This window comes from Maribacter sp. UBA3344 (genome assembly GCF_002362375.1).
Lineage (GTDB): Bacteria > Bacteroidota > Bacteroidia > Flavobacteriales > Flavobacteriaceae > Maribacter > Maribacter dokdonensis.
The window spans coordinates 230,189-243,160 of record NZ_DERI01000009.1; the positions used below are offsets into that span (position 1 = coordinate 230,189).

10 protein-coding genes are annotated in these 12,972 nt (G+C 36.6%); 6 read left to right on the forward strand and 4 right to left on the reverse strand.

Annotation, left to right across the window (positions count from 1 at the left end):
* Positions 1-27: 27 nt before the first annotated feature.
* The 3 genes from B2Z27_RS06070 to B2Z27_RS06080 are packed head-to-tail and all read right to left on the reverse strand — an operon-like array spanning position 28 to position 6,013.
* Entirely contained in the window at positions 28-2,202 is a 2,175-nt protein-coding gene (locus B2Z27_RS06070; RefSeq protein ID WP_286812945.1) for an OmpA family protein, read from the reverse strand.
* 1 nt (position 2,203) lies between these two features.
* Entirely contained in the window at positions 2,204-3,157 is a 954-nt protein-coding gene (locus B2Z27_RS06075; protein WP_286812946.1) for a PorP/SprF family type IX secretion system membrane protein, read from the reverse strand.
* A gap of 3 nt (positions 3,158-3,160) precedes the next feature.
* On the reverse strand, positions 3,161-6,013 hold the full coding sequence (locus tag B2Z27_RS06080; protein ID WP_286812947.1) for a gliding motility-associated C-terminal domain-containing protein: 2,853 nt from the start codon (positions 6,011-6,013) through the stop codon (positions 3,161-3,163).
* Positions 6,014-6,266: 253 nt separating this feature from the next.
* On the opposite strand from B2Z27_RS06080, the gene B2Z27_RS06085 reads away from it, so the two are divergent.
* Complete coding sequence (locus tag B2Z27_RS06085) at positions 6,267-7,622, forward strand: UDP-N-acetylmuramate--L-alanine ligase (RefSeq protein ID WP_286812948.1); 1,356 nt, start codon at positions 6,267-6,269, stop codon at positions 7,620-7,622.
* An 81-nt stretch (positions 7,623-7,703) separates the two neighbouring features.
* Here the strand turns inward: B2Z27_RS06085 and B2Z27_RS06090 are convergent, their stop codons facing one another.
* Positions 7,704-8,147 (reverse strand): DUF1569 domain-containing protein, encoded by a 444-nt coding sequence (locus tag B2Z27_RS06090; protein WP_071341347.1) that lies wholly within the window; start codon positions 8,145-8,147, stop codon positions 7,704-7,706.
* 57 nt (positions 8,148-8,204) lie between these two features.
* Here B2Z27_RS06090 and radC point away from each other — a divergent pair, with 57 nt between their 5' ends.
* Genes radC through B2Z27_RS06115 form a run of 5 tightly spaced genes read left to right on the forward strand, consistent with a single transcriptional unit; the run spans position 8,205 to position 12,915 of the window.
* Positions 8,205-8,903 carry a RadC family protein gene (radC, locus tag B2Z27_RS06095; RefSeq protein WP_058103845.1) on the forward strand — a complete coding sequence of 233 codons (699 nt, stop codon included), beginning with the start codon at positions 8,205-8,207 and terminating at the stop codon, positions 8,901-8,903.
* The gene (locus B2Z27_RS06100; RefSeq protein ID WP_286812949.1) at positions 8,904-10,205 is read left to right on the forward strand and encodes a polysaccharide deacetylase family protein; all 1,302 of its coding nucleotides are present in this window, start codon (positions 8,904-8,906) and stop codon (positions 10,203-10,205) included. It abuts the gene before it with no gap.
* Entirely contained in the window at positions 10,192-10,881 is a 690-nt protein-coding gene (locus B2Z27_RS06105) for a YjjG family noncanonical pyrimidine nucleotidase (protein WP_286812950.1), read from the forward strand. Before B2Z27_RS06100 ends, B2Z27_RS06105 begins: the two co-directional genes overlap by 14 nt.
* A gap of 49 nt (positions 10,882-10,930) precedes the next feature.
* Complete coding sequence (locus B2Z27_RS06110) at positions 10,931-11,476, forward strand: hypothetical protein (protein ID WP_091606629.1); 546 nt, start codon at positions 10,931-10,933, stop codon at positions 11,474-11,476.
* Positions 11,473-12,915, forward strand: a complete 1,443-nt coding sequence (locus tag B2Z27_RS06115; protein WP_286812951.1) for a DUF5723 family protein — start codon at positions 11,473-11,475, stop codon at positions 12,913-12,915. Before B2Z27_RS06110 ends, B2Z27_RS06115 begins: the two co-directional genes overlap by 4 nt.
* The last annotated feature ends 57 nt before the right edge of the window (positions 12,916-12,972 follow it).

The following is a 12,972-nucleotide window of genomic DNA, read 5'->3' on the forward strand; positions in this document are numbered from 1 at the left end:
AAAAATTGGATCAGATTTTAATTAAGACTATTGGGTATAGTCCCATCCTATAACCACAAATTCGCATCTTCTGTTCCATTCATGATCTTCTTCTGAGCACGCGCTTTCAGTGGCGCAAACCACAATGGGTTTTGATTCGCCGTAACCTTTAGATACTATCCTGGCAGATGCAATACCATTTTTAACTAAATAATCCCTTGCAGAATCTGCGCGTTTTTGAGATAGGTCTTTATTGTATGTGCTATTTCCCCTAATATCTGTATGTGTGCCAATTTCAATTATAATGCCTGGGTTTTCTTTCATTACTTCAATCACCGTCTGTAAGCGTTCTCTAGATTCTCTTCTTAAATACCAAAGACTATAATCAAAATGAATTTCTTCTGTTTTTATAATTGTTCGGTCGGTTTCTTTGACCAATGCTTCTTCGGTCTTTATGGCATCTTCAATTTTCTTCACCAAGGCTTTTTCTGTTTTTGCTTTTTCAATGATTCTCTCTTGCTCCAAGCGTTCAGCTTCTTCCTTGGCTTGTTTTTCTGCCATTAACTGGGCTTTTTTCTCATCTTCTAATTTTTTGATTGCTAATTGTTCCGCACGTAATTTTTCAGCTTCTTGTTTCTTTTGCAAAGCCAAAGCGGCTGCCTTTTGCTTTTCATGAACGGAGTAAAGATCCATTGATGCATCATGTTCGGCATTTCTTTTCTTTGAACTACGAATATTTTTTGAATTACCTTCATATTCAGCTTTCGAAGCTTTTACGGTATACATGGCCTCACAGTCAATATTGAATTTGAACGCACCGTCCTCTGCTGTAATGCGGGATTCAATGATCTGATTTTCGCTATCCAATAAATCAACGGTAACATCCATTAAAGGCTGTAGGGTAGTGCGGTCGGTTATAATGCCCGTAATAAATTGCTGGCAGTCGGCTATCTTTAATTCTTTGGTTTCTTTAAAACTATAGATGTCATCGCTTCCTTTACCTGTGGGTCTATTGCTCGCAAAATAGCCAGAATTGCCATCACTGTTCAAAACATATGCAAAATCATCATAACCACTATTTACGGGTAAGCCTAAGTTGTCAGGTTTTTGAAAAATACCCTTTTCGTTTGTTGATACAAATACATCTAAAAGCCCAAAACCCGGGTGTCCGTTAGATGAAAAGTAGAGGGTGCCATCACTGGCAATAAAGGGAAACTGTTCTTTCTTATCCGTATTAATAATACTGCCTAAATTAACTGGTGTGCTAAAGGAATTATCATCCTGCAGATTCACTACGTAAATATCAAAAGAACCATAACCGCCAGGTCTGTCCGAAGAGAAATATAACTTGGAACCTTCTTTATTAATAGCAGGGTGTTCATTTGAAAAGTCATCACTGTTAAAAGGTAATTCAGTAATATTTTTCCATTCCCCGTCCAATAATTGAGCACTGTAGATCTTTAAATTTGAAACCTTTTCATCATCTGTTTTTCGTTTTCCATTCTTATAATTGTTGCGGGTAAAGTACATGGTTTTTCCATCAGGAGTGACAGTAAAAGATCCTTCATGTAATTTGGTATTTATCGTATTGGATAAACTTATACTAATACTATCCCCTAAATGTTCCTTGTCAATGGCATGGGTGTAGATATCCAAATAATTTTGATTATTCCACCTATAGGTTTTTTGATTGTTTTTTTTCTGTGTTGCGGTATACCAAATAGCATTGCCGATTTGCATAGCCCCAAATTCTGAGGTCGTAGTATTGAAATTACTGTTTTCAATGGCAAAGCGATCACCAATGGCACTTACATTTTCTAGATACGCAATATCTTGTTTTAACTTATCTAGATGTTCTAGCTTGCTTTCTTTGGTGTAAAAATCGGTCAGAACATTATTTGCTTCTTCATATTCGCCAATAGCCTTCAATGACTGGCTCAGCTTAAAATAATACTGTTCGTTAACCTTATCACCATAATTTGAAATTAAGTAACGGTACCAACGTGCCGCAGCCTTAAGGTCAAAGGTATGGTAGTAGCTATCTGCCAAATTTTTAATAACCTCACTATTTTTATTATTGGGCAGTGCAGCTTCGTACAAGGAAATGGCATCTGCGTAGTGGGCTTTGGTAAACAGATCATTGGCACGTTTTAAGTCTTGTTGAGACCAAGCTGTTTGAAAAATGCCGATACAAATGATGAGGTATAATTGTATTTTTTTCATATTAGTAGAATCTAGGAGATTTATCATAGCCCTTTTTAAGTCCCCAAAGGTCTAAGTTGAACAATACAAATATTTCATGTGAGCCATTATTGAATGCCCCTAAATTTGATAAGGTATAGTCATAAGCATAACCTATACGTAGTGAGGGTATTATGGAAATATTGAACATGGCACTTACCGAGTCATCTGTTCTATAAGAAATTCCTCCTTCTAAACGGTTATTGAACAGCGCGTTGAACGAAAAATCTGCTGTTACAGGTGCGCCGGATACCATTTTTGTTAAAATAGATGGTTTTAATTTTAAATTGGAATTTACGTCAAACACATAACCGGCCATTCCAAAAAGATGAATGGCTTCTGCGCCTAAACGTGTAATACCATCTTTATTTTCAATATGTTTAGATGTCAGTAAATTGGGTATGGACAGACCGGCATAAAACTTGTCACGATTATAAAAAGCTCCAATGCCAATATTAGGGTAGGTGTTATTAAGGTTTTCATTGAATGCTGGATCATCTTGTACTTCTGGTAACCTAAAGCCATTGAAATTGGTTTCAAATGTGGTAATACCTCCTTTTAATCCTAAGCTTAAATTGCTCTTTTCATCGAGTTTCAAAATGTAGGCAAAATCTACATAGATATTGTTTTCCTTTAAAGATCCGTCTCCTATATCATCTGATATTATAGAGGTGCCCATTTCAATTTTTTTGGATAGCGGTGCATGGGCAAAGAAGGTTAGGGTTTGTGGTGCGCCTACCGCATTTTCCCATTGGGTCCTGTATAACGTACCAACATTCAGCATTCCTGGTTCATTGGTGGTGTATGCAGGGTTTACCACGTTCATGTTGTACATGTACTGGGTATACTGTGGGTCTTGTTGACCTTGCAGTTTTATTAAGAACAGAAGCATAACTATGCAGATGCCCCAAGTTGTGTTTGTAATTTTTTTGTGCATGGGTTATCTGTTTAAGTATAGACGCCCTTGAATAGGTGCGGCATTACCTTTGTTATAGTTAATAATGTAGAAATATACCCCGTTAGGTGCTGTTGACGATCCGTTGCTACCATCCCAGGCAGGATTGGAAATATCACCTTTAAATAATGTGGAGCCGTACCTGTTCAATATTTCTAATGTGAAATTGGGGAATATGGTTTCTATATTAGGAATAAAGAAAGTATCGTTTTTGCCATCGGCATTCGGTGAGAATCCGTCCGGGATGAAAAAATCATAATTTTCGGGGTCACAATCACTGAAACCTATGGTAACTGGAACCCTTGTTGCAGCAGAGCATCCGGTAAGTGGATCATAATTTTCTGCGTAGTACGTGGTATTTTCTAGTAACAAGTCGTCATCTTGTAGTGGCGAACCGCCGTTTTCGGTAATAAACCAACGTACTTCATAGTCGGCTTCATTTTCTAATGATCTTAAGTCTGTTAAGGTCGGATTATCCAGTCCACAGACCTGTAACATATCTGAAGTTAAAGATGTTGGGGTAACAGTAATCACTGTAGGGATTATTTCTAAACGATCGGAACTGTTACAACCGTTACTGTTAGTTGCTACAAAGTAAGATTGATTGTCAACCAAAATTGTTGATGCTGCTAATTCACTTCCACCGGTAGCGGCATCAAACCAAGTAATAGAACTACCTGCGGTAATATCAATAGATATGTTGGAAAGGGTCGCATTCGTTTCCGCACAAAAAAGCGGATTAACCGTACTTGCCGTTGGGGCATCGGGATTACTAAAGCTTACCGTAATTTGAACCCGATCGGTACCTTCGCAATTGGTGAGTGGATCACTATTGGTCACATAATAATCTTCACCATCTACCAGTGCCGTGGAAATGGGCAGAATATTATTGTCCGTTTCGGTATCATAGAACAATACATCTCCATCTGCTATAACCTCAATATCTATTAATGTAGCTCCATCAGGATATTCGCTAATGCAAAATATCTGGTTGGCAACGGCTTGTGGGGCACCTGGAACACCTCCGCGGGAAAAATTTTCGGTCTCTTCGAACTCAAAGTCCAATCGGCAAGGGGTGGTATCGTTTTGGATACTGCGTACACTTGCGGTATAATTACCGGTAGGTAAGGCATCAACGTCTATTTGATAGGCGGCAGTACCACCTGTAAAGTTGATCGTATTCGTGGTTAGTACGGTGTTGGAACCTAATTCGGTAACATCATAGGTTATCGTATATGTACCATTGGGTAGCGTAGGTGCATCTACCAAAACATCTATTTGTGTTGCATCACAACTGTTATCTACAATGAGGTCTAGTTGAATGGCGTTGGGTAAAGGGGTAACTGTAAAAGTATCTACCAATGGGCAACTTGTTGCATAAATGCCTGAAATAGTAGGTCTAATAGTGTATTCCCCGTCCAAAGTGAAATTACTCTCAGGCACTATAAATGAAGCATTACCATTGGTGAATTCAAGCTCAAATGTTGGAGAACTTGTGGTACTTCCATCAGGAGTTGTCAATGCGTACGTCGTAGAGAAGTTGCCAGTTGCAAAATTGCCGTCTGCATCAAGAATTTCAATAATTTGAATGGTATTTTCTGTCTGTATGCATATATTTTCAGCAGTAATATCTGAACTTGTTACTAAAAAAGTGGTAGGTGGTACTATAACTCTTGGGCAAACATCTCGGGGAGGCGTTACACTTCTTATACCAATAACTTCTAAGGAAACCTCTTCATTTAAAGGCACCAAACCTTGGTCAATTACAAAACTTCCATTGCCGTCAATCAAAGTTGTTGGCGATTCACCTACGTCATTGTTAACGAGATACTGTAGTATAAAATCGCCATTGTGTAAAAGCGTATTGTCATAAGCTAGTTCAACAACATAGCTTTCCCCTACACAGATATCATCGGCAGCAATAGTGCCATCTAATATTGGTAATATTCTTATGCTTACTTCAGACACTCTTTTTTCACAAACCGGATGGCTGGGGAAAACGGTGTAATTGAAGGTAAAATCTCCATACCCAAAATTGTTATATATTTCTTCAATATTAATGATAGTATCATTAAGGTCACTTAATTGGTTGGTTCCATTTTCTGTCCAGGTACCGTTAGGGTCTTCGCCTATTAAATGTTCGCTAAGATCAAATGCGGCGTAAGCCGATAGATCATCTCCTGCACAAAAGGTTAGAACGGGAGCCGTACCTGCATTTGGCGGTGGATGCACCTCTAATATTACTGTTGAGGTTCTTCCTGAACAACCATTTACATCAGGTACCGTATACGTAAAATTGTATATTCCGGGTCCTGCTTCTCTTGCATTGAAAAAATTTTCATTTAATTGACCGGTAAAAGTTGCTGGGTCTTCTTCCCACAAGCCATTAAAATCTTGTACTTTACCGTCTACATTACTGCCTAAAAAACCATGTAAGTTTACACTACTGTCATCACCACACGCATTAGCGCTACCATCTATATTATCTTCGCCGGGGTATCCTCCAAGAACTATGGTTAACGTTGCACTTTGGTTACAATCCGCATTGGTGTAAACAAAAGAATGGGTGCCATAATTATTAATTCGCCAAAGGTCTACGATACCCGTATTTTGGTTTAGGGCATAAAAATTTTCGGGGTTGTTGGTTGCCCATGTACCACCAGAAGTAGGTGTGCCACCTAATCTAGAAAATAAATCAAAATTACGATTAGCAACGTCAGCGTCTTTCTCACAAACTTCAACAGTTGCATTTTCACCGGCGCATTGAGCTTGAACTTGGCTTAGAATGCCGGTCAAGAAAAACAGAAATGTTAAGAGCTTGAATTTTAGGTTATTCATTCACAGGGGGTTGGTTGCTGAATATGTTTTTGATAACTGCTAAGGTATTTTTGTTCACATATGTAGGAAATTATTTGTTGTAAAACACTTAAAATGTAAGGTGAATACTACTAAAATTGTTAGAAAGTGTTAAAATTATGTGTATTTCATCGATATGTAATTACACTTTTTACATGTAACCATTGGCCTTAGCTTATAGGTATTCCATAGATTTAATTGGACAATACGTATCTTTGCCACCTAAAATTTAGGAATGCGAATACATTTTATTGCGATAGGAGGAAGTGCCATGCATAACTTAGCGTTGGCCTTGAAACATAAAGGATACATTATTACAGGAAGTGATGATGTTATTTATGAACCTTCTAAATCTAGATTGGAAGCCAAGGGATTATTACCTGATGAATTTGGTTGGTTTCCTGAAAAAATCACTATGGATCTAGATGCAATTGTACTTGGTATGCATGCAAAAGCAGATAATCCTGAATTGTTGAAAGCCCAAGATTTAGGAATTACTATTTATTCTTATCCTGAATTTTTATATGAACAATCAAAAAATAAAACTAGGGTAGTAATTGGTGGTAGTCATGGTAAAACCACCATTACCTCAATGATCTTGCATGTACTTAATTTTCATGATATTGATGTGGATTATATGGTAGGTGCACAATTAGATGGTTTTGATCGCATGGTGCATTTAACAGAGGATAATGATTTTATTGTTTTAGAAGGCGATGAATATCTGTCATCTCCAATAGATAGGCGACCTAAATTTCATCTGTATCAACCTAATATTGCCTTACTAAGTGGAATTGCCTGGGATCATATTAATGTATTTCCAACTTTTGAAAATTATGTAGAGCAGTTTAAAATATTTGTAGATAGTATTGTAAACGGTGGTTCTATTACTTACAATGTTGAAGATGATACTGTAAAAGATGTAGTAGAGTCCTCTGAAAATGCCATTAGAAAATTACCATATTCCACACCAGAATATACTGTAGAAGACGGAGAAACCCTTTTAGAAACTAATGAGGGACCAATGCCAATTGAGGTTTTTGGTAAACATAATTTAAGCAACTTAGCGGGGGCAAAATGGATATGCCAGAATATGGGAGTAGATGAGGAAGATTTTTATGAGGCCATAGCTACATTTAAAGGCGCATCTAAAAGATTGGAAAAAATTGCAGAAGGAGCAACCAGTATTGCGTATAAAGATTTTGCACATTCACCAAGTAAAGTTGCGGCAACTACCAGAGCAGTTAAAGAACAATACCCAAATAGAAAACTGGCAGCTTGTTTGGAGTTACATACTTACAGCAGTTTTAATCCAGAATTTTTAAAGGAATATAAGGGCGCCTTAGATGCTGCAGATGAAGCGGTCATTTTCTTCTTGCCAGAATCTGTGGCCATAAAGAAATTAGAGGCGGTGACCGCTGATCAAATATCAGAAGCATTTCAACGCAACGATTTAAAAATCTTTACAGACGCCAATTCATTTCATGATTATTTAGAAACACAATCTTACAAGGATACTACGCTGTTATTAATGAGTTCAGGTAATTATGGCGGATTCGATTTAAACAAATTGCACGGGTTGTTGAGTTAAGGAGGAAGTACAAAGTCTTTTTTTGAGATTGAAATTGAACTTGATTTTTGAACTTGAACTTGAGTTTTTTCAACAACCAAGTTATACTCCAAACTGCTTTAAATGATGGTCAAGGTGTTTGTATTGAACTTGACCCCACTGTTCTTTTGTAAAAGTACCAAAAGCTGGGTGTGGGTGCCATTCTTCTCTGTCTCTTACGGCATAAAAATCGCTCACCAATTTTTTTAATAGTTTATGCTCCGTTTCAAAGTCTTTATCTTCCTTAGCTTTTAATTGTGGAGCTGTAGGCATATTTTTTCTCCACGGTTTGTCATTGTACAATGATTTTTTGAAGAAAGTTTTTATGAACCAATTTCCTTTTGAATTGTTAGGTTTGTTTTTAATAGCCAATTGTAGAGGGTATTGACAGTGCCAACACATTTGACCAACACTCATTTTACCCCATCCTTTTTCTGAGTTTAGGGTTAGAAGATCAATTCTTTGATTGATTTCTTCGTAAGCCTCTTTTGTTAATAATGATTTCATGATTTTAATTTGATGTATAAATTTAGCATAAAATAATTTGTTCTGTATCTTTAGCCAATGCAGGATAAATCCGTTTCGTTCTCCATAAAAAATTGGTCAGATGATGATAAGCCAAGAGAAAAGCTGGTCAACAAAGGCCGTGCTGTTTTGTCCGATGCAGAATTGATCGCTATTTTGATAGGTTCGGGTAGTAGATCAGAAAGCGCAGTTGAGCTTTCAAAACGTATTTTGGCATCGGTGGATAACAATTTAAATGAATTGGGTAGATTGTCCATTAAGCAGTTAATGGCTTTCAAAGGTATTGGCGAAGCCAAAGCAGTAAGCATTGCGGCAGCTTTAGAGGTGGGTAGAAGAAGAAGAGGTGAAGATGCTCCTAAAATTGAGAAAATAGGTAGTAGTAAAGACGCTTACCATATTTTACATCCCATGTTGGGAGAATTGGAACATGAAGAATTCTGGATTCTTTTTCTCAACAATTCCAATAAAGTGTTACATAAGGCTCAATTGAGTAAAGGTGGTATAACAGGTACCCTTGTAGATGTGAGAATTGTAATGAAACAGGCGTTAGAGTTAGGTGCGGTTGCTATAATATTAGCGCATAACCACCCATCGGGCACTTTAAGACCTAGTGCAGCAGATAAACAGATTACCCAAAAGATTAAAACGGCCAGTGAAACTTTAGATATTAAAGTGTTAGACCATTTGATCATTACCCAAAAAAGTTACTATAGCTTTGCAGATGAAAATATGCTATAAATGTTATTGATCTACACACATAAAATAACACCGCGCCTTACCTATGTTATGAGGCATATCTTTGTGGTTATTTTGGGGATTGAGATTGATTTCACCACCAAAGTCGAAGATTTTATTAAACATACGGGGGCAAAAATCACGTATACAAAACAGCCCTTACAGAATGAATTTTTTGTTCGTAGTAATGAATTGTTGTTTGAGCAAGGCATTAACGATGTTCAATTGAACATTGGTGATTGGGAAGGTACACCTTGCTTTTTTCAGACGGGTGATAAAAGTACTTTACCTTTCGATATTTTTGCTGCCAGTTTTTTTATGCTTTCTAGGTATGAAGAGTATTTGCCACACGTAAAGGATATTCATGGCAGATTTTCTCCAAAAGATAGTGTAGCCTACCAGAATGGTTTTCTTTTAAAACCAGTTGTTGATATTTGGGCCTATAAATTATTAGAAGCACTAAAGGAACGCTTTGAAGATTTGGAATTTAAACACAAATCTTATGACTTTATATCCGTTATAGATGTAGCTACATCACATTGTTATGCAAACCGGGGCGTCGTACGTGGTTTGGTGGGTATGTTGATGGATTTGGGGACGTTGAAATTTAAACGTGTTTACGAGCGTATTGCAGTAGGATTGAACAGACAAAAAGATCCTTATGACAATTATGCAGAGCTCATAGATTTACATAAAAGATATAAGGTAAAATGTAATTTCTTTTTTCAATTTGCAGATTATTCCAAGTACGATAAAAATGTTTCTACCAATAGTATAAAATTTAAGTCGCTTATAAAGTATGTGGCAGATTATGTGCCCGTTTCCATGGCGGCGAGTTATAGTTCATTTTCGGATTTAGAGCTATTGAAGAAAGAAAAGGCAAATTTGGAAGAGGTCATAAATAGACCAGTGAACAATTCTAAAATGAGATATAATAGGGTAGATGTACCACAAACCTATCGTAATTTAATTGCAGCCGAGTTTACAAATGATTATACCATGGGGTATACCTTTGAACTTGGGTTTAGGGCCGGAACGTGCACGGCATTTCAGTTTTATGATATACCATTAGAGGTAAAGCAGCCAATAAAAGTACATCCGTTTGCTATACATGATATTTCATTATCAAAAATTAAAAAGGACAACGATGTTTTAAGTCAGGTAAAAGCTTTGACTAATGAGGTACGTAAAGTAAATGGTACGCTTATTACTATGTTCTCTAATGAGGTCTTAGGCAATAAAGAAGATAGGGACTGGATGTCTTTATATGCCGAAATAATCAAACAACAATATGTTCCACAATAAGGTTACCAATGTTTTCTTTGATCTAGATCATACCCTTTGGGATTTTGACAAGAACTCTGCAAATACATTTCAGAAAATTTTTAACGAGCAAAATATCGATATAGAACTGCATGATTTTTTAGCAGTTTATGTACCTGCTAATCTCAAGTTTTGGAGACTTTTCCGTGAAGAGAAGATAACCAAAGCAGAATTACGCTACCAAAGATTAAAATCTGTTTTCGATGAATTGGATTACCCGGCTTCTGATGAGGTCATTCATTTATTATCCGAAGAATACATTAATCACCTGTCTTCATTTAATGCTTTGTTTCCTAATACTATTGAGGTATTGAACTATTTACGACCTAAGTATAAGCTACATATCATTACCAATGGTTTTCAAGAGGTACAAGAAAGGAAACTAAGAAATTCTGGGATTTATGATTTTTTTGACCAAATTATAGATTCTGAGATGGCGGGAGTCAAAAAACCAAACCCTATCATTTTCAATTTAGCTTTAAAAAAGGCAGGTGCCACACCAGAATGTTCAATTATGATCGGAGATAGTCTAGAGGCGGATATCATGGGTGCAAAAGCTTTAGGTTTTTATACCATTCATTTTAATGCGCATAAAGAAAAAAAGCATGATCTGTCACCTATTATTTATGATTTGGAAGAAATAAAATCGTTATTATAGAGTTACTAATAGTACAGATTCCTGTCTTATTTAAAACTTCGTAGAGTCGATGAAAGGGTTACGCACTATTTATATGCTATTATTAGGTTTCCTAATACTAACCTCTTGTTCTGAAAATCAAGACTTTGATCAAATAGATGAGCTGGCCATTGTTCCTAGTTATGAAGCTAGTATTTTTTACGTTAAGGCTCAAGAGACTTTGATCAATAGAGTATCCGGACTCAATTTTTTTACCCAAGATTTTAATTTTGATGCGTTTGAAGAACCTTTTTTTACTGAGAGGGTAATATCCGGTGTGTTAACCTATGAGCTGGAAAATACAACAAGTAAACCTATTGAAATAAGACTTGAATTTTTAGATGTAAATGAAAATGTTATAGATACCGAAGTGTTTAGTATGGATCCGGCACCAACTTCTGTTTTAAGCAGAGATGTGGCATACGGCCCAACAGGTAAAAGTTTGGATATCATTAGAACAACATCTAAAATAAGATTGACCGCTGTTAATTTAGGGGATAATAGCAGTGAATCCGATATTCCAGACTCGGCAATAGAGCTTCGTTCTAGTGCACAATTTACATTAGAACTGCAATGAGATTCAACCATTGCCTTTTTGTTATTGCTATTTGTTTTGTAGTGGGTGTCAGAGCTCAAAATAAACAACTGCTCTATGATTTTAACGAAATACCTCAATCACTTTCCTTAAACCCTGGTGTTGAATCAGATTTTAAATGGTTTGCAGGTGTACCCTTGCTATCCGGTATTTCCGGTAATTTTGGGTCTAACGGTATTTCTGTTCATGACCTCTTTGCAGATGATGGTTTGGACATTAATGTAAAATTTAGGGAGCGTGCCTTAAATAGTCTTGGTCCAAGAGATGAGTTTAGCACAACAGTTCAATTAGAATATCTTACGGGTGGTTTTAGAGGTAGGAATCCTAATTACTTCTATTCTTTTGGAGGGTATTTGGAAATGGATAATATTACTTACTGGCCCCAAGACTACGCTTTTTTAGTTTTTGACGGCAATGCAGGGCAGCTAGGGAGACGTTATAATTTAGGAGACCTAAAAACCCGTGGGTCTTTGGTAAACGTTTTACATTTTGGGATAAACAAAAAGGTAGACCGTTATTTAACCATAGGTGCTAGGGGAAAAATTTATTCTGGTATTGTGGATTACAGTTCAACGCGTAACAGTGGATCCTTAAGAAACATAGAAGGTCAGAATAATATTATATCATCAACCTTAAATGCCGATCTGCTTTTACAGACCTCTGGTTTTCAAGATTTGGATAATGCAAGCGATGATGATTTACTTACCAATGAAATTATAAATAGGGCGCTTTTTGGTGGAGACTTAGGTATAGGAATGGATGTTGGGTTTACTTACCATTTGAGTGAAAGAACTACGGTAACAGGTAGTTTGTTAGATCTAGGTTTTATATACCATTCTAGTGATCCTAAAAGTTACAGTTTAGAAGGAAATACAACTGTTGAAGGTATAGAGATAGATGTTTTAGAAAATTTTGCCAGTCTGGATAGGGATTTTTGGCAAGATTTGGTAGATGAAGTTGAAGCTGCTGTGCCATTTGATACAAATACTAAAAACTATATCACTTTTAGACCTACAAAGCTATATGCTTCTATTAGAAATGATTTTGGAGAACCTGTTGGCAATAGTGGACTGCAGAATTGTGATTGTACGGCGGGATCTCCTGGTGGAGGAGAATTGAGAACAAAGTATAGAAATTCTTTTGGGGGACAATTCTATATGATCAATAGGCCAAGGGGACCACAAATGGCTTTAACTGGGTTTTATACACGTAGAATAGGTAATATTTTGGCATTTAAAGGTACTTATACTGTAGATAAATTTAGTTATACCAATTTAGGGTTAGGGATGAATCTACAGGCCGGACCCGTTAATTTTTACATAATGGCAGACAACTTATTATCTTATAATAATGTAGCCGATAGTAACTATGCCTCTTTTCAGTTCGGTTTAAATATCATTTCATGGGGTAGTGGAAAATAGTACATCTTCTTACCTCTATTTTATTTTTTTGGCATGCTTTTTTCATATATTACATTG

Excerpts from the sequence above, each read along its gene's own strand:
- B2Z27_RS06070 (WP_286812945.1), bottom strand. The coding sequence starts at position 2,202 with ATGAAAAAAATACAATTATACCTCATCATTTGTATCGGCATTTTTCAA.
- B2Z27_RS06075 (WP_286812946.1), bottom strand. The coding sequence starts at position 3,157 with ATGCACAAAAAAATTACAAACACAACTTGGGGCATCTGCATAGTTATG.
- B2Z27_RS06080 (WP_286812947.1), bottom strand. The coding sequence starts at position 6,013 with ATGAATAACCTAAAATTCAAGCTCTTAACATTTCTGTTTTTCTTGACC.
- B2Z27_RS06085 (WP_286812948.1), top strand. The coding sequence starts at position 6,267 with ATGCGAATACATTTTATTGCGATAGGAGGAAGTGCCATGCATAACTTA.
- B2Z27_RS06090 (WP_071341347.1), bottom strand. The coding sequence starts at position 8,147 with ATGAAATCATTATTAACAAAAGAGGCTTACGAAGAAATCAATCAAAGA.
- radC (WP_058103845.1), top strand. The coding sequence starts at position 8,205 with ATGCAGGATAAATCCGTTTCGTTCTCCATAAAAAATTGGTCAGATGAT.
- B2Z27_RS06100 (WP_286812949.1), top strand. The coding sequence starts at position 8,904 with ATGTTATTGATCTACACACATAAAATAACACCGCGCCTTACCTATGTT.
- B2Z27_RS06105 (WP_286812950.1), top strand. The coding sequence starts at position 10,192 with ATGTTCCACAATAAGGTTACCAATGTTTTCTTTGATCTAGATCATACC.
- B2Z27_RS06110 (WP_091606629.1), top strand. The coding sequence starts at position 10,931 with ATGAAAGGGTTACGCACTATTTATATGCTATTATTAGGTTTCCTAATA.
- B2Z27_RS06115 (WP_286812951.1), top strand. The coding sequence starts at position 11,473 with ATGAGATTCAACCATTGCCTTTTTGTTATTGCTATTTGTTTTGTAGTG.